This is a genomic window from Tenacibaculum sp. TB-56 (assembly GCF_059716275.2).
Genome location: NZ_CM201367.1, coordinates 2316258 through 2342768, shown reverse-complemented (window position 1 = coordinate 2342768; position 26511 = coordinate 2316258). Strand labels below are relative to the sequence as shown.

Annotated in this window: 20 protein-coding genes and 2 pseudogenes; 17 read left to right on the top strand and 5 right to left on the bottom strand. The window is 32.0% G+C overall.

Going from position 1 to position 26511, the window contains the following annotated elements; genetic code table 11:
• Positions 1 to 324 precede the first annotated feature (324 nt).
• The 7 genes and pseudogenes from mnmE (at position 325) to AC3VI6_RS11270 (ending at position 7998) form a co-directional block, all read left to right on the top strand.
• Positions 325 to 1719, top strand: coding sequence for a tRNA uridine-5-carboxymethylaminomethyl(34) synthesis GTPase MnmE (gene mnmE / locus AC3VI6_RS11300; protein ID WP_497706253.1), 1395 nt, complete (start codon positions 325 to 327; stop codon positions 1717 to 1719).
• A gap of 398 nt (positions 1720 to 2117) precedes the next feature.
• Positions 2118 to 2503, top strand: a pseudogene (locus AC3VI6_RS11295) (GreA/GreB family elongation factor).
• 173 nt (positions 2504 to 2676) lie between these two features.
• Positions 2677 to 3474 carry a hypothetical protein gene (locus tag AC3VI6_RS11290; RefSeq protein WP_497706252.1) on the top strand — a complete coding sequence of 266 codons (798 nt, stop codon included), beginning with the start codon at positions 2677 to 2679 and terminating at the stop codon, positions 3472 to 3474.
• Positions 3475 to 3498: 24 nt separating this feature from the next.
• Positions 3499 to 4494: a metal-dependent hydrolase gene (locus tag AC3VI6_RS11285; RefSeq protein WP_497706251.1), complete on the top strand. Its 996-nt coding sequence runs from the start codon at positions 3499 to 3501 to the stop codon at positions 4492 to 4494.
• A gap of 138 nt (positions 4495 to 4632) precedes the next feature.
• Positions 4633 to 5109, top strand: a complete 477-nt coding sequence (locus AC3VI6_RS11280) for a hypothetical protein (protein ID WP_497706250.1) — start codon at positions 4633 to 4635, stop codon at positions 5107 to 5109.
• Positions 5109 to 5549 (top strand): hypothetical protein, encoded by a 441-nt coding sequence (locus AC3VI6_RS11275; RefSeq protein ID WP_497706249.1) that lies wholly within the window; start codon positions 5109 to 5111, stop codon positions 5547 to 5549. Before AC3VI6_RS11280 ends, AC3VI6_RS11275 begins: the two co-directional genes overlap by 1 nt.
• Positions 5550 to 5655: 106 nt before the next feature.
• Positions 5656 to 7998, top strand: a complete 2343-nt coding sequence (locus AC3VI6_RS11270; RefSeq protein WP_497706248.1) for an FdhF/YdeP family oxidoreductase — start codon at positions 5656 to 5658, stop codon at positions 7996 to 7998.
• Positions 7999 to 8008: 10 nt separating this feature from the next.
• Here AC3VI6_RS11270 and AC3VI6_RS11265 read toward each other — a convergent pair whose 3' ends face one another.
• Together AC3VI6_RS11265 and AC3VI6_RS11260 are read right to left on the bottom strand one after the other, a co-directional pair.
• Complete coding sequence (locus AC3VI6_RS11265; RefSeq protein WP_497706247.1) at positions 8009 to 9043, bottom strand: RluA family pseudouridine synthase; 1035 nt, start codon at positions 9041 to 9043, stop codon at positions 8009 to 8011.
• 15 nt (positions 9044 to 9058) lie between these two features.
• Positions 9059 to 9640: a PASTA domain-containing protein gene (locus AC3VI6_RS11260; protein WP_299002262.1), complete on the bottom strand. Its 582-nt coding sequence runs from the start codon at positions 9638 to 9640 to the stop codon at positions 9059 to 9061.
• Between the two features lie 153 nt (positions 9641 to 9793).
• Between AC3VI6_RS11260 and AC3VI6_RS11255 the strand changes: the two genes are divergently transcribed.
• The 6 genes from AC3VI6_RS11255 (at position 9794) to AC3VI6_RS11230 (ending at position 16989) form a co-directional block, all read left to right on the top strand.
• A complete protein-coding gene (locus tag AC3VI6_RS11255; protein ID WP_497706246.1) occupies positions 9794 to 10771 on the top strand; it encodes a D-alanine--D-alanine ligase in 978 nt (325 codons plus the stop codon).
• A 6-nt stretch (positions 10772 to 10777) separates the two neighbouring features.
• Complete coding sequence (coaD, locus tag AC3VI6_RS11250) at positions 10778 to 11230, top strand: pantetheine-phosphate adenylyltransferase (RefSeq protein WP_274634514.1); 453 nt, start codon at positions 10778 to 10780, stop codon at positions 11228 to 11230.
• Positions 11231 to 11294: 64 nt separating this feature from the next.
• On the top strand, positions 11295 to 13046 hold the full coding sequence (locus AC3VI6_RS11245; protein WP_497706245.1) for a M14 family metallopeptidase: 1752 nt from the start codon (positions 11295 to 11297) through the stop codon (positions 13044 to 13046).
• A gap of 61 nt (positions 13047 to 13107) precedes the next feature.
• Positions 13108 to 13626 (top strand): RNA polymerase sigma factor, encoded by a 519-nt coding sequence (locus AC3VI6_RS11240; protein ID WP_497706244.1) that lies wholly within the window; start codon positions 13108 to 13110, stop codon positions 13624 to 13626.
• A gap of 73 nt (positions 13627 to 13699) precedes the next feature.
• Complete coding sequence (locus AC3VI6_RS11235) at positions 13700 to 14617, top strand: FecR family protein (protein ID WP_497706243.1); 918 nt, start codon at positions 13700 to 13702, stop codon at positions 14615 to 14617.
• Positions 14617 to 16989 (top strand): TonB-dependent receptor plug domain-containing protein, encoded by a 2373-nt coding sequence (locus tag AC3VI6_RS11230; protein ID WP_497706242.1) that lies wholly within the window; start codon positions 14617 to 14619, stop codon positions 16987 to 16989. Before AC3VI6_RS11235 ends, AC3VI6_RS11230 begins: the two co-directional genes overlap by 1 nt.
• 36 nt (positions 16990 to 17025) lie before the next feature.
• Here AC3VI6_RS11230 and AC3VI6_RS11225 read toward each other — a convergent pair.
• A pseudogene (locus AC3VI6_RS11225) lies at positions 17026 to 18202 on the bottom strand (GlmU family protein).
• A 104-nt stretch (positions 18203 to 18306) separates the two neighbouring features.
• Between AC3VI6_RS11225 and AC3VI6_RS11220 the strand changes: the two are divergent.
• Together AC3VI6_RS11220 and AC3VI6_RS11215 are read left to right on the top strand one after the other, a co-directional pair.
• The gene (locus AC3VI6_RS11220) at positions 18307 to 18690 is read left to right on the top strand and encodes a DUF8785 domain-containing protein (protein WP_497706241.1); all 384 of its coding nucleotides are present in this window, start codon (positions 18307 to 18309) and stop codon (positions 18688 to 18690) included.
• Positions 18683 to 19228 carry an acyl-CoA thioesterase gene (locus AC3VI6_RS11215; protein WP_299002282.1) on the top strand — a complete coding sequence of 182 codons (546 nt, stop codon included), beginning with the start codon at positions 18683 to 18685 and terminating at the stop codon, positions 19226 to 19228. Before AC3VI6_RS11220 ends, AC3VI6_RS11215 begins: the two co-directional genes overlap by 8 nt.
• Before the next feature lie 75 nt (positions 19229 to 19303).
• On the opposite strand, the gene carB is transcribed toward AC3VI6_RS11215, so the two are convergent.
• Together carB and rpmH are read right to left on the bottom strand one after the other, a co-directional pair.
• Positions 19304 to 22156 carry a carbamoyl-phosphate synthase large subunit gene (gene carB, locus AC3VI6_RS11210; protein WP_497706240.1) on the bottom strand — a complete coding sequence of 951 codons (2853 nt, stop codon included), beginning with the start codon at positions 22154 to 22156 and terminating at the stop codon, positions 19304 to 19306.
• 102 nt (positions 22157 to 22258) lie between these two features.
• Entirely contained in the window at positions 22259 to 22420 is a 162-nt protein-coding gene (gene rpmH, locus AC3VI6_RS11205) for a 50S ribosomal protein L34 (protein ID WP_028891113.1), read from the bottom strand.
• 232 nt (positions 22421 to 22652) lie between these two features.
• On the opposite strand from rpmH, the gene pyrG reads away from it, so the two are divergent.
• Both pyrG and yidC read left to right on the top strand, forming a co-directional pair.
• Positions 22653 to 24266 carry a CTP synthase gene (gene pyrG / locus AC3VI6_RS11200; RefSeq protein WP_497706239.1) on the top strand — a complete coding sequence of 538 codons (1614 nt, stop codon included), beginning with the start codon at positions 22653 to 22655 and terminating at the stop codon, positions 24264 to 24266.
• 194 nt (positions 24267 to 24460) lie between these two features.
• Positions 24461 to 26332, top strand: coding sequence for a membrane protein insertase YidC (gene yidC / locus AC3VI6_RS11195; RefSeq protein ID WP_497706238.1), 1872 nt, complete (start codon positions 24461 to 24463; stop codon positions 26330 to 26332).
• Positions 26333 to 26511: the final 179 nt, after the last annotated feature.

The following is a 26511-nucleotide window of genomic DNA, read 5'->3' as shown; positions in this document are numbered from 1 at the left end:
ATCAAAGATTGTATATCTAATCTAAAGTGGGGGTAATTAAGAGGTACGCATTTCTGAGTATTACAAGAATGTAATACATCAATAATACACAATGGGTATACAATAAAAATTTTGAGGAAAATAAAATAATACTGATTGGGAATTGTATTATTTTGAGGGATTAACGTTTTTAAAGTTCTAAAAACTTTAGGATAAAAGTAGTGTTAATTTTTAGATTCAAAAAACCCAAATTAAAAAAAGGGGGGTTTACCTTAAGCAGTAAAGGAAAAAAACAGAACTAAAATATTTTAACAAACTTCTTTTATAATTAGGTAATTTTGTAACATGATACAAAACGATACAATTATTGCTTTAGCTACACCTGCAGGTGTTGGTGCTATTGCTGTTATTAGACTTTCTGGAGAAAATTCAATAAAAATAGTTGACTCATATTTTAAATCTATTAAACACCATAAGTCGCTAAGCGACCAAAAATCTCATACACTACATTTAGGTCATATAGTAAATAATGAAACTGTTATTGATCAAGTTTTAGTATCTATTTTTAAGAACCCACATTCGTATACAGGTGAGGATGTTGTAGAAATTTCTTGTCACGGTTCAAGCTTTATTCAGCAAGAAATTATTCAACTTTTTTTACGAAATGGTTGTAGAATGGCTGATAACGGTGAATTTACCATGCGTGCTTTTTTAAATGGTAAAATGGATTTATCGCAAGCGGAAGCTGTAGCTGACGTGATTGCTTCAAACTCCGCTGCTTCGCATCAAATGGCAATTCAGCAAATGCGTGGTGGAATTACCAATGAATTAAAAGAATTACGTGCTCAATTATTAGATTTTGCCGCTTTAATTGAATTAGAACTTGATTTTTCAGGTGAAGATGTAGAGTTTGCTGATAGAACTAAATTCAAAGAATTAGTCGCTAAAATTTCATCAGTTTTAAAACGCTTAATCGATTCTTTTGCTTTTGGAAACGCCATGAAAAATGGAATTCCTGTTGCTATTATAGGAGAGCCAAACGTTGGTAAATCAACTTTACTAAATGCACTTTTAAATGAGGAAAGAGCAATTGTTTCTGATATTGCAGGTACTACTCGTGATGCGATTGAAGATGAACTAATTATTGATGGTGTTGTTTTCCGTTTTATTGACACTGCGGGTATTAGAGAAACTGAAGATATAGTTGAAAACATTGGTATTAAAAAAGCGTATGAAAAAGCTGAAAATGCGCAACTAATCATATTTTTAATTGACTCCAATAAGTATATACACTCTAAAGACTTATTTTTAGAAGAAATTGAAACCATACAACAGCGTTTTCCTAACAAACGTTTATTGGTTATTGCTAATAAAATAGATACGTTGTCTTGTCATGATTCTTCTATTTTACAATCAGAGATTGAAAACCTAATTTTACTTTCTGCTAAACAAAATATCGGTATTAATGAATTAAAACAAGAGCTTATTTCGTTAGTAAATACTGGTGCTTTAAGCAATAACGAAACGATTGTTACCAATTCTCGTCATTTTGAAGCGTTGACTTTAGCTTTGGAAAGTATCAACTCCGTTAAAAATGGAATTGATTTAGATATCTCTTCTGACTTATTTGCCATTGATATTCGTGAGTGCTTACGTCATTTAGGAAATATTACTGGTGAATATGATGTAGATAAAGATATCTTAGGTCATATTTTTGGGAATTTCTGTATCGGGAAGTAAAATTTATTTTCCTTTAATTAAAAAGACAGCTGTTTTCAGTTTTATAAAAATCATCTCTTTTTAAACAACCTCACATTCTCTTTAAAAACAAAGAAAATTAGGGAGTTTGAATACCACTTTTTAATTCAATAAATAAGCAGTAAATTTGTATTCTCTAAGTGTAAATGATACATGACTGCAATATTTACATTTCAAAAAAACTTTGCGCAAAAGCTAATTGCTTCTTTGCGCTACCTGCTTGATGATATATTTTTAAAAAATTCTAAAGAGTTTATTATTTAAGCCCTACCCATTTTAAAGGTAGGGACAACTTTAGTTTTAATTAATTTAAACTAAATCCTAGGTGTTTTTTAATACCTAGCGATGGTTTATTTCTATTCATCAATAATTATAAAATAATGACAAAAAATATTATAGTAACCACAGGTATATACGATCTTATAAAAAAGACCACGTTAGAAGAAAAAAAGTAACTCTTGAAGAAGAAAACCGCTTACTAGCAGAACTAAAAGGCGCTAAACAAGTAAGACGAAGAGAACTTCCTGAGGATGTAGTTACCGTAAACAGAAGAGTCTTAATTTTAGACCATTCAGACCAACAAGAAAAAGAATACATTTTTGTTTCTACAAATAAAACTAAACTTCAAAAAAGAAAGTTTTCAATCCTTTCAGATATGGCTTTAGCCACTGTTGGCTATAAAGAAGGTGATATTATTGACTGGCCTTTTAAAAAAGGAAATAAAAAAGTTGAAATTTTAAAAGTAACTCCTTTCGAGCAGCTTTAAATCTAAAAATCTATTACCTCAACAAGGAGTTTTAAGCAAACTCCTTGTTTTGATTACAACTTCAATTTAGCTTAAATCTTCAAATTTATAGCGGTTAACTACGCTTATAAAACAGATTATTATCATTTCGACGGAGTTTATAATTTTACTAGTCCTAGACTCAATTTATATTCATGAAAAAAGACAAAAAAATAAAATTACAAGAAAAAAAATATCAATCCGTAGGAAAACTTACTACAAGTAAAATTATTGATCTTTTTATCGAAAGTGAAAATGAAGCTTTACACCATAAATTTCAAGGTCAATTTTATCCTTCTCGTCATTATGATATCAACGCAACATTAACAAAAGCCCTAAAGGGAATTGACAGACAAAAAATAATTGATGTTTATTTTCACGCCTCTACGTTGGGAATTATAGTAAAAGTAAGAGAAGACAATTACCCCCTTTTCTTAAAAGGAATTGAAAAAACACTATCATCTCTTGGTGAGGGATATAATATTAATGTTTTAAGACCTAGTACGGTATATTTACTCTTTGGTGTGAACTCACTAAATGACACAGAAAACCTATACAACACAAAGTATAATGAGTTTTTAGAAAATTTAAATTTTGTTATCAAAGTTAACTCTTATACGAGTTATCCTAGTTTACGAAGAAAGTTAAAAGCTTCTCTTTTCTTAGAAAATCCTATACTTTTAAAAAGGGCTCAAAAAATGACTTCTTTCTTTAATAAATTCAATTTTGAAACTGCTGGAGCCTTGGTTCTACTATTGGTTGACTCTTCAAAAACTTCAAAACAAGTTCTTTTAGAGTATCATAAAACCGATTTACCTAGAGAAACTGTTTGGGTTCTTGGTAGTTTTTATAAAGACTTTAAAACTTCCGAAGCAAATAAACTACTTCTTAACGACCTATATAATAAATATTCTAAGGAATGGGTTGATGAATATTATAGCTCTATTTACTAATAATTTTATAAGTATTTTTGCTTTATGGATTCACTTACGCAAATTGTTTTGGGTGCTGCAGTTGGAGAGGCTGTATTAGGAAAAAAAGTTGGTAATAAAGCAATGTTTTATGGTGCTATTGCTGGTACAATTCCTGATTTAGATGTATATATTGGAAAACTTTTCGATACTGTTACTGCTCTAGAAATACACAGAGGTTTTACACATTCTGTTTTTTTTGCAATCATTTTTGGGTGGATTTTCGGTTGGCTTATTTCCTTGTATGAGAAAAAAGCCTCCACAAAAGAGTGGGCACTACTTATGTTTTGGGGATTTATTACGCACCCAATTCTAGATGCACATACCACTTGGGGAACTCAACTTTTTTGGCCTCTCGACATACGATTGGCTTTTAAAAACATTTTTGTAATTGATCCTCTATACACATTACCTTTCTTAGTGTTCCTGTTAATGGCAATGTTTCAACGGAAAGGAACAGCAAAAAGGAGAAAGTATAACAACCTGGGACTTATAATTAGTAGTTCTTACATGGCAATCACTATTGTTATCAAAGGAATTACCTTTACTAAATTTGCGCATGCTTTAAAAGAACAAGGAATAGTTTATAAAGAAATAGAAACCAAACCTACACCTTTTAACACTGTTTTATGGTCTGCAAATGTAGAAACTGACGATGCATATCTGATTGGCTATTATTCTTTTTTTGACACCAAACCGATTGAGTTTTACTCCTACCCTAAAAATCATCATTTACTGGGTGATTATAAAGATGATGTTTCTGTAAAACGACTTATAAAAATCACCAAAGGTTGGTATACTATTTCAGAAAAAAACAATGCGCTTTATTTAAATGATTTACGCTTCGGACTGCTTAGTGTAGCTCCGAATTTTCAACAATTTGCTTTTAGTTTTAAAATAACTGAAGAAGATAATAAAGTGGTTATTGATGAAGCTCCTAGAAACATAGAAAAAGCTAAAGAACTTGTAAATGATCTTTGGGTTAGAATTCAAGGAAATTAATTGAGAAATCGCTGTATATGTCGTAAATTTGCAACTCTATTTTAAAAGCAGCGTTACTCAGGTTTGAGACAAAAATATTTTCACTTTTTTTCAATCATCTTTTTAGTTCTTACTCAATTCGCATTTATTACTGCGTTATTGCTAGAACATAAAAATGTTTTTACGGTAATATCGTTAACAACACTTATTACAGCACTCATAATTTACACCTACATAAAATTCTTTAAAATTAAAGAAGTAAATTTTGAGCCTTTCTATGTAATGATTTTTGTTATCGCTGGTGCGCTACTTACAAGTTATTTGCACCTTTTCACTCCTTTAAATTCTGTTTTAGCTGCAGCACTTATTGGAACAATCGCTTCTTTTTTACCCAATTTGAATAAAAAATCTAAGGTTTTACAAAATATTCCTAATGCCATGTACTGTGGTTGTTTTGTAGGAATGTCACAAAAACACGTTGCAATCGATTATAGTTTTATACTCATTGCAGGTATGATAGCTGGTATCTTTTATATGTTTTCAAAAAATCTGTTTCATGGAGTTGGTGGTAAACTAGGTACTCTTGCTTTTGGTAGCGTTGTTATCTCATCATTATTATTGTTAATTCTATCATAATGCTAACTACTATATCAATATATTTAACAAGCATACTCGGAGCTTTTTTAACCTTTTTAGTAAGCACAAAATACAAACAAGGTTCAGTTAGAGCCTCTGCCCTATTAACACTTATTGTTGCTGGTGTATGCTTCCTTTTTCCTGAGTTATTTCCAAAAGATATAACCAACCAAATTCCTTGGGTATTTTTTGGTGCTTCTTTTGTTGGAATGACCTCTGGAAAGCTTACTCGAAACTATATTTCAATTATTTTCGCTGGAATAGTTTTCGGATTCATATATACGGTTAGTCCTGATTTTTTTAATGGTTATGGAGGTGCATTAGGAACAGCTGCTTGTATTTCTATCTTAGTTGTTATTGGAATAAACAATCTTATCCGACTTTTAAAAACCTCAAAAAAGAAAAAGAAACTGCTTAAAAAAGTAGTTCTTAAAAGTTAATTCTATTATTAGGTTATATTATCCAAACTAACTACAAAATCACTCAACCTACTACAGTCTCCTTTATTTTTTCTTAACTTTATCTTTTTGAGATAACAGAGAAATCATGGAGAATAAACCTAAAAAACAAGCTTCTGCTGCTGAACCACCGTATAAGTTATTAAGTCTAAGAACTGGTAAACCAAAAGATTGGGCTGCTGGTATTCCTGGAGTTACGAACGCTATAAAAAGCTTAATAAACGATAAAGCATTGATTAGAGGTGGAAAAGCCTTGTTTAAAATGAATCAATTTGATGGTTTTGATTGTCCTAGTTGCGCTTGGCCTGATCCTGATGATGAACGTTCTCCTATTGCTGAATACTGTGAAAACGGTGCCAAAGCTTTAGCTGAAGAAGCCACTAGTAAAAGAATTACTGCAGATTTTTTCAAACAAAATTCTGTGCATGATTTATCTCAACTAACTGATTATGAAATCGGACACTTAGGTCGCCTTTCTGAACCTATGTACCTTCCTAAAGGCGGTACCCACTACGAGCCTATAACTTGGGATAATGCTTTTAGCAAAATTGCCGAACACTTAAACAAATTAGAATCTCCTAATAACGCAGCTTTTTATACCTCAGGAAGAACAAGTAATGAAGCTTCATTTGTTTATCAACTTTTTGTTCGCGAATTCGGAACCAACAACTTTCCTGATTGCTCTAACATGTGCCATGAAACCTCTGGTTTTGCCTTAGCTCAAACAACAGGTATTGGAAAAGGAACTGCTACTTTAAACGATTTTTACGATACTGATATTGTAATAATTATCGGGCAAAACCCTGGAACAAACTCACCACGAATGTTGAGTGCTCTTGAAAAAGGGAAAAAGAACGGAGCTAAAATCATCGCTGTTAATCCGCTTCCTGAAGCTGGTTTAATGGGCTTTAAAGATCCTCAAAAAGTAAATGGTATTTTAGGAAAAGGGGTTCAACTCGCAGATTTGTATCTTCCTGTAAAAATCAACGGAGATTTAGCCCTTCTAAAAGCAATTGAACAATTACTATTATGTTTTGAAAAGGAAACCCCTGGAAAAGTTTTTGATCAAGATTTTATTAAAAATAAAACGGTTGGTTATGAAGAACTAATCAAACAAATAGAAAACTATAACCTTGAAGAGCTAGCAAAAGCTTCTGGTGTTTCATTAGAAGATATCCGTAAAGCTGCAGAAATGTTAGCTTATAAAAATAGAATCATTATTTGCTGGGGAATGGGACTTACCCAACAACCTAACGGAGTTGATATTTTAAAAGAAGTTTTAAACCTATTATTCTTAAAAGGAAGTATCGGTAAACCTGGAGCCGGTTCTTGTCCTGTTCGCGGACATAGTAACGTGCAAGGAAACAGAACAATGTTGATCAATAATCACCCTTCGCAAGAACAACTAGATAAACTTGAAGAAGTTTTTGGTTTTAATCCGCCAAGAGAAAACGGTTATGATGTGGTTGACACCATAAAAGCAATGAATGAAGGAAAAATAAAAGTACACTTTAGCATGGGTGGAAATTTCTTATCAGCTACTCCTGACACTACCTATACAGCAAACGGATTAAGACAACTGGACTTATCTGTTTCTGTTTCTACTAAACTTAATAGAACCCATTTAATTCACGGTAAAGAATCTATAATTTTACCTACAATTTCCCGAAGTGAAACAGATATTATAAATGGTGAATTACAACATGTAAGTACCGAAAATGCAATGGGAATTGTAGAATGGTCAAGAGGAATGTTACAGCCAATTTCGGATAAACTAATCAACGAAACGCATATCGTATGTAAAATGGCAAAAGCTACTTTAGGAAACAAAAGTGTGGTTGATTGGAATCGTTACATGAACAGTTATGATGCTGTAAGAGATGATATTGAAAAATGTATTCCTGGTTTTGAAAACTACAATGTTCGTGTAAAACAAAAAGGTGGATTCTACCTACCTAACGGTGCTCGTGAAGGAAGCTTTAAAACAAAAGAATTTGGAGACCGTGTTCCGTTTTCTATAACTGAATTACCTCAAAACACACTTGCCGACGATGAATATTTAATGGCTACTGTAAGAACACACGATCAGTTTAACACCACTATTTACGGATTAGATGATCGCTACCGCGGAGTATATAACGAGCGTCGTGTAATTTTTATGAATAAAAAAGATATAGAAAAAGCTGGATTTAAAGCAGGCGATAAAGTAGATTTATTCAACTATGACAATAATACCGAGCGCGTTGCTCCACTTTTCATTATTATTGAATACCCTATTCCCGAAAAAAATACAGTTACGTATTTCCCTGAAACTAATGTATTAGTATCTATTCATAATGTAGTCGCAGGAAGTAACATGCCAGCTTCTAAGCATGTTAAGATTAAGGTTAGAAAACACAACCCTAAGAATTTGTTGAAAAAAAATAATTAATCTTACTGTTTTACTCTTCTAATTTAGAGTTTTCAGAATAGGTACGCCATTTTGCCAAACATGCTTCAATATCCTCAGGGATTTCAGAGTTAAATTGTAAAAACTCTCCTGTAGTTGGATGCGTAAACCCTAGCGTTTTTGCATGTAACGCTTGTCTTGGTAAAACCTTGAAGCAGTTATCTACAAATTGTTTATACTTAGTAAATGTAGTTCCTTTTAAAATAATATCACCTCCATAACGCTCATCGTTAAATAAGGTGTGTCCTATATGTTTAAAGTGAGCTCTAATTTGATGTGTTCTACCCGTTTCTAACTTACATTGTACCAAAGTTACATACGTTAATCGCTCTATAACTTTATAATGTGTCACTGCATGTTTTCCGTGTTCTCCATCAGGAAAAACATCCATTTGTAAGCGATTTTTTAAACTACGCCCTATATTACCTTCTATAGTACCTTGATCTTCCTCTATATTTCCCCAGACTAAAGCATAGTACAAACGTTCGGTTGTACGGTCAAAAAATTGCTTAGATAAATGTGCCATCGCATATTCAGTTTTTGCAACAACTAACAATCCGCTAGTATCTTTATCAATACGATGCACCAAACCTGGACGTTCATTCGAGTTTTTAGGTAAGTTTTCTATATGGTGAATTAACCCATTTACTAACGTTCCTGAATAATTTCCATGACCTGGGTGTACAACCATTCCTGGTGGCTTGTTTACTACAATTACCTCGTCATCTTCATACACGATATCAATCGGAATATCTTCAGCAACCAATAAATTTTCATGTGGTGGATAGGTTAACACCACTCTAACCACATCTTTTGGTTTTACTTTGTAATTTGGTTTTACTACAACATCATTTACCAACACATTTCCTGCTTTAGCTGCTTGTTGTATTTTATTTCGAGTAGCATTTTCAATAAAATTCATTAAAAACTTATCTACTCGTAAGGGTACTTGACCATCAGTAGCTACAAACCGATGGTGTTCGTATAAATCATCATTCTCAAAATCTGGAGTCGTCTCTTCCTGCATCAATCAATATTAAAATTAGTTTCCGTTACCATCTCCTAAAATTAAATCGATGGTTGTTTGTTTTGGTAATTTTGTTCCTGGTTCTATTTTTTGTCCGTTATGTTTTAATCCACGAACTACATCTTTTCCTATATCGTGCACCCAAGTAACATTACTTCCTACTTTGAATCCTATAGAACGTAAATGTGTAGTTGCTTGACGTCTTGTGCGTCCATTTAAGTCAGGTATTACAACATCTCGATACTTAGACGGATTTAGTGTTAAATATATTTTACGTTTTTCTTTTACAAAATCTCCCGCTTCTGGATCTTGCTCAATAATCGATTTTTTAGGATATTCAGGATTATAACTAGCACTATCAATCACTACAAAATCTAAGTTCAATTCATCTAGCTTTTGTGTTACTTCATCTAAAGACATTTTGTGCAAGTTTGGCACTTGTATTTTTTGGTTGTGGTTTGTCGTTACTCCAAGCCACCATTGTAGTCCGAATACGAATATAAATATTGCTACAACTGCTATAATTACGTTTGTTAAAAAAGATTTACTTTTAATAAATTGAAATAAACCTCCAGACTTTTCTGTTAAATTACTCATATCATTTTTTTGTAAGATCGCACAAATGTACAGTAAAAATAGTACTATTTTCAAATCAACAAGTCTTAAACGAGTTTTTTTGGTAAGTTTGTATAATCCTACATTGGGATTTTAAGAAAACAACAACAAAACAGTAATTGAAATATAAATAAAGTGAAAAAAAACATCGCTATTATTATGGGAGGATATTCCTCAGAAGTAGGTATATCTTTAAAAAGTGGTAATGTAGTTTACAAACATCTTAATAAAGAAAAATACAATCCGTATAGAGTTCATATTTTAAAAGATAAATGGGTTATGGTTGATGATAATGAAAATGAACACCCTATTAATAAACATGATTTTTCTGCTGAAATTGATGGAACTAAAATCACTTTTGATGCTGTTTTTAATGCCATTCATGGTACTCCTGGTGAAAACGGAGTCATCTTAGCATATTTTAACCTTATCGGATTAAAACATACTTCTGCCCCATTCTATCAAATGGCATTAACTTTTAATAAACGAGACACATTAAGCGTAGTAAAAGAATATGGAATTCCGGCTGCGACTTCTGTTTATTTAAATAAAGGAGATGAAATTAACACCAATGCTATTATTGAAAAAGTAGAATTACCTTGTTTTGTAAAACCTAACGGTGCGGGATCTAGCTTCGGAATCTCTAAAGTATATACACAAGAAGAATTAGTTCCTGCTATTGAAAAAGCCTACGAGGAAGATTCAGAAATATTAATTGAAAGTTTTTTAGATGGAACTGAAGTTTCTGTGGGTGTAATTCAGTACAAAGGAGAAACCAAAGTATTACCAATTACTGAAATTGTTTCTGATAATGATTTCTTTGATTACAAAGCAAAATATGAAGGAGAATCGCAAGAAATTACTCCAGCGCGTTTAACAGAAGCTCAAGAAAAAAGTGTGAATGATATTGCTAAGCGTGTGTACGAAATTTTAAATATGAGTGGATTTTCACGTTCTGAATATATTCTGGTAAATGACGTTCCTCATTTCTTAGAAATGAATACTGTTCCTGGATTAACAGAAGCAAGTATTTTACCACAACAAGCCAATCATGCTGGTATTTCTTTAACTGAGTTATTTGGAAATGCTATTGAAATGGCTTTAAACAACTAATTAAAAATGAAAAGAGCAATTTTTCCAGGATCTTTCGACCCAATCACTTTAGGACATGTAGATATTATTGAACGTGGTGTTACACTTTTTGATGAACTAATCATCGCTATTGGTGTAAATGCTGATAAAAAATATATGTTTTCTTTAGAAGAACGTAAACGCTTTATTGAAGAAACTTTTAAGCATGAACCTAAAATAAAGGTACTAACTTACAGCGGACTTACCGTAAACTTTTGTATAGAGCAAAATGCTCAATTTATTTTAAGAGGTTTACGAAATCCAGCAGATTTTGAGTTTGAAAAGGCAATTGCCCATACCAATAGAAAACTCTCAGAAATTGAAACTGTTTTCTTACTGACTTCTTCTGGTAAAAGTTACATTTCATCTTCTATTGTTCGTGACGTTATCCGAAACGAAGGAGATTACACAGGTCTGGTTCCTGATGCTGTTAGAATTTAATCGCAGGGCGATAGCCAAAGGTTTAATTACCTAGGTTTCCTCTAAACACTTAAAATATTATCCATTGAAAAAGCTAGCTGTATTATTATTACTACTAATTATTGTTGCTTGTAAACAAGAGTCTAAAAAAGAAACAAAAGATTTTACAACACTTTTTGAAACATCAAACGGAACAGAAACCCCTACTTATCAAGAGGTAATTTCTTACTATAAAAATTTGGCTGAGACGTATTCTGAAATTTCTTTATTTGAAATTGGCACCACAGATATTGGTAAACCTTTACACTTAGCTGTTTTTAATACAGGTGGAAAAACAAACATCAATCAAATTAAGAACTCTTCAAAAAACAGAGTTTTAATTAATAACGGAATTCACCCTGGAGAATCTGACGGGATAGATGCTTCAATGCTATTATTACGAGATATTGTTCAGAATGACTCCTTAAAAAGCAAGTATAAAAACTCTTTGATTTGTGTTATTCCTGTGTATAATATTGGTGGAGCTTTAAATAGAAACTCACATACTAGAGCCAATCAAAATGGTCCTAAAGAGTATGGTTTTAGAGGAAATGCGCGTAACTATGACCTAAATCGTGATTTTATTAAACAAGATACTAAGAATGCAGCAACCTTTGCTGAAATATTTCACACTGTAAATCCAGATGTTTTTATTGATAATCATGTAAGCAATGGCGCCGACTATCAATATGCTATTACCCATCTATTTACACAACACAATCAATTAGGTGGAAAATTAGGAGAGTTCATTGAAACCAAAATGCGCCCTGAGATTGAACAATCGTTAGCTCAAAAAAATATTATCATAACCCCGTATGTAAATGTTTGGGGAACAACTCCTGAAAGTGGTTGGTCTCAATTTTTTGATTCTCCAAGATATTCTACTGGGTACACTAGCCTATTCAACACCTTAGGTTTAATGGTAGAAACACACATGCTTAAACCTTATAAAACACGTGTAAAACAAACTTATGAACTACTATTTTCAACATTAGATTTTTCCGAAGAAAACAGTAATAAGATAAAAGAGTTACGTAAAAATGCTGTACAGGAAATTATCAATAAAAAAACATATCCAATTGCTTTTACAGTTGATAAAGAGAATCCATCTACACTTAATTTTAAAGGATATGAAGGAACTTTTATAGACAGTAAGGTTACTAACGGAAAGCGTTTATTTTATGACAGAACAAAGCCTTACACTAAAGAAATTTCATATTACAACAATTATATCCCAACAAAAGAAGTAAAGATACCTAAAGCTTATATTTTAGAACAAGGTTGGCACAAAGTTGTGGAACGATTACAAAATAACAATATTGAATTTACTCGTTTTAAGAATGATACTGTTTTAACGGTAGAAATACAGCACATCAAAAATTTTGAAACTCGAAAGACTGCTTACGAAGGTCATTATTTACATTACAATACTGAAGTTATCAAAACAGAGAATCAACAAATTAATTTTAACAAAGGAGATATTTATATTCCTACCAATCAAACAGGTATTCGCTATATTTTAGAAACCTTAGAAGCCGAAGCTGTAGATTCTTTCTTCAACTGGAATTTCTTCGATACTATTTTACTACAAAAAGAAGGCTATTCTGCCTATGTTTTTGAAGATATTGCTGAAGTTTTTTTACAAGAAAATCCTTCAATAAAAAAACAGTTTGAAGAAAAGCTAAGCACAGATGAGAGTTTTGCCAAAAATCCACAAACGCAACTGTATTGGATTTACACCAAAACTCCACACTATGAAAAAGCTCATAAAAAACTACCTATTTTTAAGTTATATTAACAATTAGCAAACCTCTTTGTAACATTTTTATATTTTTGTTATTGATTAGGAAATTAATCTAATGAATAAAGAGCCCTTAAAATCTGTTTGTGAACAACAGAATTTTGAAGAAGTCTTCAATAAACATTCACAAACCTTACGAAATTATATCTACTATAAATGTGGCGATACTCAGCAAGCTGAAGATATCGTGCAGGAAGCCTATATAAAATTGTGGAACAATTGCGCTAAAGTAATTTTTGAAAAAGCTAAATCTTTTTTATATACCGTGGCAAACAATCACTTTTTAAATGAAGTGGCTCATAAAAAAGTAGTATTGGAATATCAAAAGCAAAATGTCACCAATAATACAACTATAGAGACTCCTCTGTATTTATTGGAAGAAGAAGAGTTTCATAAAAAATTAAAAAAAGCGATTGCCGACCTTCCTGAAAGGCAGCGAGAAGTTTTTTTACTAAGCAGAATAGATAAGAAAAAATACAGTGAAATTGCTGAAATAGTTGGTGTTTCTGTTAAGGCTGTAGAGAAAAGAATGAGTAAGGCATTACTTACTTTAAAAGAACAAATAGGTAAAGTGTAATAAAAAATACTTTTTGTAGTAGGGTAATTAGTTTTTTAATTGTTTTTAATACAAATAGCACGAATAATAGGAAATGAAAATAAATTATAAAGATGAGACTTTTTTAGCTAGATGGATAGCCAATGAGCTTTCCTCTAAAGAGCTGGAAGAATTTCAACAATCTGACGTTTATCATCAATTTAAAGCCATTGATGATTCTTCTCAGTTGTTAAAAACTCCTGATTATAATCAGAAAGAAGCGCTTATCCAAATTCAAAACAAACTACAGCCTAAAGAGGCAAATAAAAAAGTCGTGAAATTAATTCCTAATTGGATGTACGGCGCTGTTGCTACTATAGCTTTGCTACTTAGCTTTTTTTACTTTAATTATAGTACAAATGACATCTCTACAAGTTACGGAGAGTATTCAACTATAACTTTACCAGATAATTCAACTGTACATCTTTCTCCTAACTCTACTGTTAGCTACAAAAAATACATGTGGGATAGTAATAGAGAGTTATCTTTAAAAGGTAAAGCTTTTTTTGAAGTTGAAAAAGGTAAATCTTTTACTGTAAACACTTCAGAGGGTAACGTTACAGTTTTAGGAACTAAATTTACAGTTAATACTTCTGAAAATTATTTTGAAGTTCTATGCTACGAAGGAAAAGTAAAAGTTACTTCTAAAAGCAATGATGAAACTATTTTAACCTTAGGAAAAGCTTACAGAAATTATAATGAAAAAGCTGAAAAATGGACTTTTAATTCAGATAGCCCTTCTTGGTTAAAAGGCGAAAGTTCTTTCACTAATGTTCCCTTATACCAAGTAATTAAAGCATTAGAAAACCAATTCAACTTAAAGTTTGATTCTTCAAAAATAGATACCGAAAAACGATTTACAGGTACTTATACACATGAAGATGTTAATATAGCATTACAAACTGTTTTTGCTCCTATGAAAATTTCTTATAAATTAGCAAAAAATAGTACTGTTATATTGACATATAATTAATGAATATAAAATTAAGTATACTTTTTATATGCTTAGCAATGTCTATTTTTTCTCAGGAAAAGATAGACATTTCTTTTATAAACACTCCTTTATTAGACGTTCTAAAACAAACGGAAGCTAATTTTAGGGTTAAATTTTCGTATAACCCTGAAATAATTCAAAAAGATATTTTTTCGTTTTCACAAAAAAACTGTGAATTAGTATATCTCTTGGGGGAAATTGAGCGTCAAACTTCCTTTGTTTTTAAAAAAATAAACGAGCGCTACTATTATATTACAAAAAATACGACTCTTAGTGAAGAAAATTATACGCTTCTTAACGAAATTCTTGTTACCAACTATATAACCTCTGGAATTAACAAAAAGAAAAATGGAGCTATTTCTCTTTTACCTAAGCAGCTTGGAGTACTGCCTGGTTTAACCGAACCTGATGTTTTAGAAAGCTTAAAAATTATTCCTGGAGTTCAAAGTCCTGATGAAACTGCAGCAGGAATCTATATTAGAGGAGGAACTCCTAATCAAAACTTAGTACTTTGGGATGGTATAAAAACGTACTATTTAGGTCATTTTTTCGGAATGATTTCTGCTTTTAATCCATACACTACCAAAGAAGTTATGCTGTCTAAAAGTGGTACAAGTGCTAGATATGGAAATAGAGTTTCTGGAGTAATCGATATAAAAACTTCTGAAGAAATTCCTGAAAAAATTACTGGAAGCTTTGGCTTAAATATGACACATGCTGATGCTTTTATTAACGTTCCTTTATCAAAGCAAACTGCTTTATCTTTTTCCGCTCGAAGCTCATATTCTAATATTTTAAAGACTTTTACTTTTAATAAATTATCTACAAGAGTATTTCAAACATATAATAACAATCAAGAAAATTATATTATTGATAAAAACATAAAGTTTAGTAGAGATAATGAGTTTAATTTTTCAGATTACACCGCAAAATTCATCACTAATCCTTCTGAAAAAGAATCGTTAACGTTTAGTTTTTTACATACTAAAAATAAAATGTACAATGATTTTAGTGTTCCTGATTATGAAGACAAGTACAATGACCAAATAAACATTAAGAACACTGGCATGAGCGCTAATTGGAAAAAGAAAACTAGCGAAACAACAACTCATAACGTAAAAGGGTATTTTTCTACTTTTACATTAGACTACAATGCCAATTATAGCTACTACGAAGATTTCCTTGTTGAATTTTCAAGTAAAAGCAATACTTTAAATGATGTGGGAGTTTCTTATAATGTAAACTACTCTCTTAACAATAAAACTAATATACTTTTAGGATATGATTATACCTCTACAGATGCCGAATATGATTTAAAATACTCATACAGCCTACAAGGAGAAAATCAATATCGCTCTCAACAAGATGATAAAAGCTCTAACGATACTCATTCTATTTTTGGAGAATACCTATACGACTCTGATAATTGGAACATAAATACTGGTGTACGTTTCAACTACTTTTCAAAAATTAATAAATTCGTTGTAGAACCTAGAATATATCTTGAAAAAAAATTAAACACCAACTTTAGCTTTAAAGCCTCTTTTGAACAAAAACATCAAACACTTAGTCAAATTATAGAGTTCCAATCCTCTAGTTTAGGATTTGACTTGGAAAACCAAATTTGGGCGCAGGTAAACAACGACGATATTCCTCTTCAAAAAAGTTTACAATTTTCTTCTGGTATTCTTTTTAATAAAGATAATTGGAAAATAGATATTGAACCTTACTACAAAAAAGTTACTGGTATGACCTCGCTAACGAGCGGTTATAACGATCAGACCGACGATTTTTCTGACGGAATAGGTAAAATATATGGTATTGATATATTAATCAATAAAAAAATTAATAATTACAGAACTTGGGTTAACTATTCATACACCAAAAACAGGTTTAAATTTTTAGATTTAGAAAACAAGTATTTTCCTGCCAATCATGATATCACAAATTATTTTTCATGGTCTCATGCCTATACATTAAACGCTTATGAATTTTCTTTAGGTTGGATTTACAGAACAGGAAATCCTTATACTGCTTTAAGAGATTTTTATGTAACCGATAATGGTTTTCCGGTTGTTTATATAGATACAGATAATATTAACGCTCTAAGACTCCCTAATTACCATCGTTTAGACGCTTCTATGACTTACACGTTTAATTTTTCTGAAAAATGGAAAGGTAAATTAGGAGTATCTGTTTTAAATATTTATAATCAAAAAAATATCTTAAGTAGAACTTATAATGCCATTCCTATTATAAATTCAGATAATGAGATTGAATACCAACAAGAACAAGTTGACAAAGTTTCTTTAGGAATGACACCTAATATTGTTTTTCGCGTTAGCTTTTAATAAAAAAGGCCCTACTAAAAAGTAAGACCTTTGATGTTAATAATTTCTATATTGTTTTGTTTCTTCAAAAACGTGTTCTAAAATCTGTTTTTCTTGATCATCAAACACAATACCACGTCTTTCCATCACCACTTCGGCTACTTCAAAAACTTTATTCGTTTTATATTCTGTAAAACCTGATGCTCCTCCCCAACTAAACGACGGAACAAAGTTTCTTGGAAATCCACTACCAAAAATATTAGCTGAAACACCTACAACAGTACCAGTATTAAACATGGTGTTGATTCCGCATTTTGAATGATCTCCCATCATTAAACCACAAAATTGTAATCCTGTTTTAGAAAAACGACCCGTTTCGTAATTCCATAAACGAACTTCAGCATAATTGTTTTTCAAATTCGAATTATTACTATCAGCTCCGATATTACACCATTCTCCTAAAACTGAATTTCCTAAAAACCCATCATGCCCTTTGTTAGAATATCCAAATAACACAGAATTATTCACCTCTCCTCCTACTTTACTATGACTAACCAAGAGTAGTTGCTCCGTATATTTTCGCTCCTAATTTTAACACTGAATGTTCACACATTGCTAACGCTCCGCGTACAACAACACCTTCCATAATTTCAGCATTCTTACCAATATAAATAGGACCTGTTGAAGCATTTAAAGTAGCAAAAGTTAACTTTGCTCCTTTCTCTACAAAAATATCATCTCTATTAATACAATTAACTGTTTCAGGAATTGGTTGCGATTTTCTTCCTTCAGTAATTAAATCAAAATCAGCACGAATAGCCTTATCATTTAAAGAAAAAATATCCCATGTATTTTTAATTTGAATAATCTCATCTTCAAACTCTATATGCTCGTAAGAAGAAAAGTCTACTTCTTCTTGATTATCTGAAGTAAAAAAAGCTATAACATCTTCTCCTTTAAATATCGCTTGATTTTCTTGTAAATTCTTTACCATTTCAACCAAAGGTTTTGTTGGTAAAAAAGAAGCATTTAACAATACATTTTCTTCCATTTCAACCATTGGATATTTCTCTTCTAAATATTCTTCGGTTACCGTGGTTGTTGTTAAACCCAAGTATTTTTCCCACTTTTCTCTAATGGTTAAAATTCCGACTCTTATATCTGCTACGGGTCTTGTATATGTAAATGGCAATAAAGCAGTACGCACATCACCATCAAATAAAATATAATTCATAATTATCATTTTTTGAAGCAACACAAACTTACCACTTTCAATTCATTTTACAAGTCAAAATATAAATCTTACTTTTGTTATTATACATTCTTCAATTAAACACTATGAAAAAAATTTTAGGCCTAATTTTAATTGGTATTGCTCTTATCGCGGCGTCATACTATGCTTTTATTTATTTTGTTCCTTATAGCGAAGGAGTTCGCTCAGGAGAGCTCATAAAAATTAGTTATAAAGGTGTAGTTGTAAAAACTTGGGAAGGAGAAATTAGCCAAGGAATTTCTGGTGCTCAAATTTTTGCTTTTTCAGTTGAAGATAATCAAAAAGAAGTTATTGATAAACTTCAAAAATACCAAGGTCGCTATGTAAAAGTTACTTACAAAGAACGTTTTGGTAAGTTCTTTTGGCTTGGTGATACCAAATATTTCATCACACATGTTGAAGAAGAACAATCTCCTCATTTTAGAGGTTTAAACAATGATAATGAATAATATTTTTAGAAATATAGAAGACACTCGCATTAGCATTTCTGAGCTAATGCTTCCATCTCATGCCAATTTTAGTGGTAAAATTCACGGTGGATACATTTTAAAACTAATGGATCAAATAGCTTTTGCTTGTGCATCAAAACACTCTGGAACCTATTGTGTTACAGCATCAGTAGATACAGTTGATTTTTTAAACCCGATAGATGTTGGTGAATTAGTTACCATGAAAGCTTCTATCAATTATGTAGGAAGAACCTCTATGGTAGTAGGTATTCGTGTTGAATCACAAAACATACAAACTGGTAAGGTTAAACACTGTAACTCTTCTTACTTTACTATGGTTGCTAAAAGTGATGAAAACAAACAAGTAACTGTTCCTGGAATCATTATTAACAATGAAAAAGAAATGCGTCGTTTTTTAGAAGCTATAAAACGTTTAGAAATGAAAAAGAAACGACAAGAAGAATTTAATAGCGATAATTTTGTTGCTGAAGATTACATTGAAGATCTAGAAAAATACAATGTAAAAATAGAGTTATAAAAAAAATCCGAAGTAAATTTTACTTCGGATTTTTTGTCTATTTTCTATTCTCTCAGTTCTCTTATCTAAAAAGAATTATTTACTCAAATACATTTTACGTCTTGCGTATAAATCGTAGAACTGATCGTCTCTTAAACTTTCAATAAATAAGATACTTTCTCCTGTCGACTTCATCTCTGGTCCTAATTTCTTATTTACATTCGGGAATTTATTGAAAGAGAAGACTGGTTGCTTAATTGCAAATCCTTCTAATTGTGGATTGAAATCAAAATCAGTTACTTTTTTCTCTCCTAACATCACCTTAGTTGCGTAGTTTACGTAAGGTTCTTTATATGCTTTTGCTATAAATGGAACTGTACGAGATGCACGTGGGTTAGCTTCGATGATATATACTTTATCATCTTTAATAGCAAACTGAATGTTGATTAATCCAACTGTATCCAATGCTAAAGCAATCGTTTTTGTGTACTCTCTAATTTGTTCTAACACTAACTCTCCTAAGTTAAACGCAGGTAAAGTTGCATTTGAATCTCCTGAGTGAATTCCACAAGGCTCAATGTGCTCCATAATTCCGATGATGTACACATTTTCACCGTCACAAATAGCATCTGCTTCTGCTTCAATAGCTCCTTCTAAGTAGTGATCTAATAATAATTTGTTATTAGGAATCTTACGTAATAAATCTACTACATGCTCTAATAACTCCTCTTTATTGATTACAATTTTCATTCCTTGACCTCCTAATACATAAGATGGACGTACTAAGATTGGGAAATCTAACTCATCTGCTAACGCTAAAGCTTCGTCTGCATTTTCTGCAACTCCAAACTCAGGATAAGGAATGTTATTTTCTTTTAATAAAGTTGAAAAACTTCCTCTATCTTCAGCTAAATCTAATGCTTTATAGCTTGTTCCTAAAATTGGAATCCCGTAACGCTCTAGTTTCTCTGCTAACTTTAAAGCTGTTTGTCCACCTAATTGAACAATAACTCCTTCTGGCTTTTCATGCTTGATTATATCGTAGATATGTTCCCAGAAAACTGGCTCGAAGTATAACTTATCAGCCGTATCAAAATCAGTAGACACTGTTTCTGGGTTACAGTTAATCATAATGGTTTCGTAACCACATTCTTTTGCTGCATATACCCCGTGAACACAACAGTAATCAAACTCAATTCCTTGTCCAATTCGGTTAGGTCCTGATCCTAAAACGATAACTTTTTTCTTGTCAGAAACCACACTTTCGTTTGATACTGAAACTTCTCCGTTAGCAGTTTCAATTTCACTTTCAAAAGTAGAATAGTAATAAGGAGTTTGTGCTTTAAACTCAGCAGCACAAGTATCTACTAACTTATATACACGCTTTATTTTTAATTCTTCACGTTTTTTATACACTTCACTTTCTAAACAACCTAACATGTGAGCGATTTGACGATCACCATATCCTTTTTGTTTAGCTTCCAATAACAATTCTCTATCAAGTGTATCAATTGTATAGGTAGAAATTTCTTTTTCTAACATATACAACTCTTCATATTGACGTAAGTACCACATGTCAATCTTAGTGATTTCGTGAATTTTACTCAACGGCATTCCTATTTGAATAGCGTCATAAATAGCAAATACACGATCCCAAGAAGCATATTTTAACTTGTCTTTAATTTGGTTGTAATCTTTATAACTTTTACCGTCAGCTCCTATTCCGTTACGTTTAATTTCTAACGATTGTGTTGCTTTGTGTAACGCTTCTTGGAACGAACGTCCAATACCCATTACTTCTCCAACCGCTTTCATTTGTAATCCTAATGTTCTGTCAGATCCTTCAAATTTATCGAAGTTCCAACGAGGAATTTTCACGATTACATAGTCTAATGTTGGTTCAAATAAAGCTGAAGTTGACTTTGTAATTTGGTTATCTAACTCATCTAATGTATATCCTGTAGCTAGTTTAGCTGCGATTTTTGCAATTGGATATCCAGTTGCTTTTGATGCTAATGCAGATGAACGAGATACACGTGGGTTGATTTCAATCGCAATGATATCTTCTTTTTCATCTGGTGAAACAGCGAATTGTACGTTACAACCACCTGCAAACTCACCAATAGAACGCATCATTTTAATTGCCATGTCACGCATTTTTTGGAATGTTTTATCCGAAAGCGTCATGGCTGGAGCTACTGTAATAGAATCTCCTGTATGGATTCCCATAGGATCCATGTTTTCAATAGAACAGATAATTACAACATTATCATTATCATCACGTAATAACTCTAACTCGTACTCTTTCCACCCCATCATTGCTTTATCAATCATTACCTCATGGATTGGAGAAATCTCTAATCCTCTTGATAATAATTCTTCAAACTCTTCTTCATTATAAACGATAGAAGCTCCTGCTCCTCCTAAAGTAAACGAAGCTCTAATACATAATGGAAAACCAAACTCTTGTGCTATTTCTTTTCCTTTTAAGAATGAAGTAGCTGTAGCTTGAGGCGCCATAGGCACACCTATTTCTTCCATTAATAAACGGAACTTATCTCTATCTTCGGTAATATTAATTGCATCAATATCTACTCCAATAATCTCTACATCAAAATCTTTCCAAATTCCTTTTTCATCAGCTTCAATACAAAGGTTTAAGGCTGTTTGCCCTCCCATTGTAGGTAAAACAGCATCAATTTGTGGATGTTCTTTTAAAATTTGAACAATCGACTTTGTATTAAGTGGCAACAAGTATACATGATCAGCCATTGATGGGTCTGTCATAATCGTTGCAGGGTTCGAATTAATTAAGATAGTTTCAATTCCGTCTTCTCTTAACGATCTTAATGCTTGCGATCCTGAATAGTCAAATTCACATGCTTGACCAATAACAATTGGTCCTGATCCAATAATTAAAATCGATTTAAGGTCTTGTCTTTTAGGCATTTTAGTTCGTGTTGTGTTGTGGTGTAAAAATAAAAATTGTTTGGTTATAAAAAAAGGCGATACTTATTAGTAACGCCTTTAAATATTAACAATAGTTAATCATTATTTCTTTGGTCTTGATTCAGATGAAACAGACAACTTTTTTCTTCCCTTTGCTCTTCTTCTAGCTAATACTTTACGTCCATTAGCAGAAGCCATTCTTTCGCGGAAACCGTGTTTGTTTCTTCTTTTTCTTTTCGATGGTTGGTACGTTCTTTTACTCATTACAGTATATCTTAAATATCTTCTTTAAATAATGTTTTGCTTTTTGTGAAATTCCGTCTGCTAAAAGCGTGGGCAAATATACAACAGTTTTTCAGTCTGGCAAACCCTATTTTTATTTTTTTTCAAAAAAAGTAGGTTTTGCAAAAGTACTAAAACTTAAACAATCTTTTTTCTCTTTTTTTATTTGCTGTAATTGCCAGACTTCTTACTTTTGCGCAAACCTAACAACACCATGAACAACACAAAATACGTTTTTGTAACTGGAGGCGTAACTTCATCACTAGGAAAAGGAATTATAGCCGCTTCTTTAGCTAAATTATTACAAGAAAGAGGATATTCTGTAACTATTCAAAAATTAGATCCATATATTAATATTGACCCAGGAACATTAAATCCTTACGAACATGGAGAATGTTATGTTACTGATGATGGTGCCGAAACCGATTTAGATTTAGGACACTACGAGCGTTACTTAAACATTCCTACTTCACAAGCAAACAACGTAACTACTGGTAGAATTTATCAATCTGTAATTAATAAAGAACGCAAAGGAGAATTTTTAGGAAAAACTGTACAGGTAATTCCTCATATTACAGATGAAATTAAGAACAGAGTTCAAATTTTAGGAAATACTGGTGATTTTGACATCGTTATTACTGAAATTGGAGGAACTGTGGGAGATATTGAATCTTTACCTTATATAGAAGCTGTTCGTCAATTACAATGGGATTTAGGTGAAGACAATGCTGTAGTTGTTCACTTAACCTTAGTACCTTATTTGGCTGCTGCTGGTGAATTGAAAACAAAACCTACACAACACTCTGTAAAAACTTTAATGCAAAGTGGTGTGAGTCCTGATATATTAGTATGTCGTTCAGAACATGAAATCTCTGATGACATTAAGCGTAAACTAGCTTTATTCTGTAATGTTAAAAAACAAAACGTAATTCAATCGTTAGATGCTGAAACTATTTACGATGTTCCTAACTTAATGTTTAAAGAAGGATTAGATTACGTTGTTTTAGATAAATTACGTTTATCTACACGTAAACAACCTAACTTAAAAACTTGGAACAAGTTCTTAGAGCGTCATAAAAACCCTACTTCTACTATTGAAATTGGTTTAGTAGGAAAATATGTAGAATTACACGATTCTTATAAATCAATTACTGAAGCTTTTATTCATGCAGGTGCTGCCAATAAAACAAAAGTGAATGTTCGTTGGATTCACTCTGAAGAATTAACACCAGAAAGCGCGATACAGCAATTAGAAGGTGTAGATGGTGTTTTAGTAGCTCCTGGATTTGGTGATAGAGGTATCGAAGGAAAGATTGCAGCAGTACAATACGTACGTGAAAATAACATTCCGTTTTTAGGAATTTGTTTAGGTATGCAAATGGCAGTTATTGAGTTTGCTCGTAACGTATTAAACTTAAAAGACGCTAACTCTACCGAAATGGACGCTAAAGTTGCCCATCCTGTTATCAATTTAATGGAAGAGCAAAAAGAAATTACCGATAAAGGAGGAACTATGCGTTTAGGGGCTTGGGATTGTCAATTAGCACAAGATTCAAAAGTTTTTGAAGCCTATAAAAAAGAATTGATTAGCGAGCGTCATCGTCACAGATACGAATACAACAACGATTATAAAGAGCAATTAGAAGCTGCAGGAATGAAAACTGCGGGTATCAATCCTAAAACTGGACTGGTAGAAATTGTTGAAATACCTTCTCACCCATGGTTTGTTGGTGTACAGTATCACCCAGAATATAAGAGTACGGTGTTAAATCCACATCCTTTATTTGTGAATTTCATCAAAGCCGCTTTGAAACACTCAAAAAAATAAATTCAAAAATCCTGTAGTAACTTTACAGGATTTTTTATTTCTCAATAAATTTGGAATACTGTTTGAACTACTATTCTTAACAAAATTATTCATTGTAAATCCTCTAATAATCTTTGGGGTTTTACTACCTTTGTCGGGTTTTTCAGACAACTAGGAAAACTTTAAGTGACAAGTTGACATTTTAACATATATCAATGGAACAAAAAAAATTTGATTTAAATTCCTTTATAGGAATGCTTTTATTAGGAGGAATTATGCTTTGGTGGATGAATACCCAAAGACCAGACGAAACTCCTGAAGCCACTACTCAAACAGAACAAACCACTAACGCTACCGAAAACGTTCAGAACAACTTAACTGAAAACACCGTTTTAAACGATTCGTTACAGCAAATTGCTTTACAAAATAAGTTTGGAGCCTTTGCTTATGGTGCTTCAACAACTAAAGAAGGTAGTACTACTATTGAAAACGACCTTGTTAAGTTAACGGTAGATAACAAAGGTGGGCAAATCATTGAAGCCTTAATTAAAAACTATAAAACGTACGATTCGTTACCTTTATACTTAGTTAAAGACAAAAACGCATCGTTCAATATCAACTTCGGTACTACTGACAACCGAATTTTAAACACCAAAGACTTACTATTTACTCCTACCCTTACTAAAAATGGAGAGGCGCAAGTACTTTCTATGAAGTTAAAGGTTGCTGAAGATAAATTCTTAGAGTACCGTTATGAAATGAAAGAAGGTGATTACCGTGTCGGTTTCGCTATTCGTTCACAAGGTTTAAGTAATGTTATCAACAGTTCTCAAGAAATCAACTTAGATTGGAACTTAAAAGGTTTTAGACACGAAAAGAGTTTACAAACCGAAAACATGTACTCTTACTACTATTACAAAGCTGATGATGAAGTAGATTACTTACAAATGGACGATAATGAAGTGGTTAATGATATTGACTGGGTTGCGTTTAAACAACACTTCTTCTCTTCTGTATTAACCTCAGAAACTCCTTTAAACAATGCTACGTTAAAATCTGTTGATTTTGCAGGTGAAGATGTAGATAGCGTTTATACAAAAACCTACGGAATAAAAGCTCCTTTAGCTTTAACTAACGGAGAATTAAATTATAACATGCAATGGTTTTACGGACCAACAGATTATAATTTATTAAAATCATATAAAGGTACTAGCCTTGACGAAATTGCCGATTTAGGTTGGGGAATCTTCGGTTTCTTAAACCGTACAATATTTTACCCTGTTTTTAACATGTTAAAAGGATTTATTGGCAACTACGGATTAATCATCATTTTAATGACGATTGTTGTTCGTATACTAATGTCTCCTGTATTATACAAATCGTATTTATCTAGTGCAAAGATGAAGGTGATTCGTCCAGAAATGGAAGAAATCAACAAGAAATTCCCTGGTAAAGAAAACGCTATGAAGCGTCAGCAAGAAATAATGGCTGTTCAACGAAAAGCTGGAGTTAACATGATGTCGGGTTGTGTCCCTGCATTAATGCAAATGCCAGTATTCTTTGCTTTATTCAAATTCTTCCCTACAAATATCGATTTTAGACAAAAAGGATTCTTATGGGCTACTGACTTATCTTCTTATGATACGGTTTTTCAACTTCCTTTTAAGATTCCATTTTATGGAGATCACGTAAGTTTATTCCCAATTTTAGCATCTGTGGCGATTTTCTTTTATATGAAAATGAACCAAAGTCAACAAGCTAACATGCAAGCACCTACGCAAGAAGGAATGCCAGATATGAGCAAAATGATGAAATGGATGATTTACTTCTCTCCTATCATGATGTTATTCTTCTTTAACAACTATGCAAGTGGATTAAGTTTATACTATTTCATTTCTAACTTGTTAACTATTGCAATTATGTTTATTATTAAAAACTACGTAATTGATGAAGATAAAATTCACGCTCAGATAGAAGAAAACAAAAAGAAGCCTGTTAAAAAAAGTAAATTCCGTGAGCGTTTAGACGCTGCAATGAAGCAGGCTCAAGAACAACAAGCTGCACAACAACGTGGTAAGAAAAAATAAATTACCTACCCTTAGGTAATTCAATTTTAAAAAACCAACTTTTTCTACTCGATGAAAAAGTTGGTTTTTCATTTTTACCCTTTCTATTTTTCGTTGTTAATTTCTTCTTTTTCACTTCCATTTCTTATTTAACATTCTTTTAACTAAACACCATTAAACCTTTCGGGAAATTTGCAGTC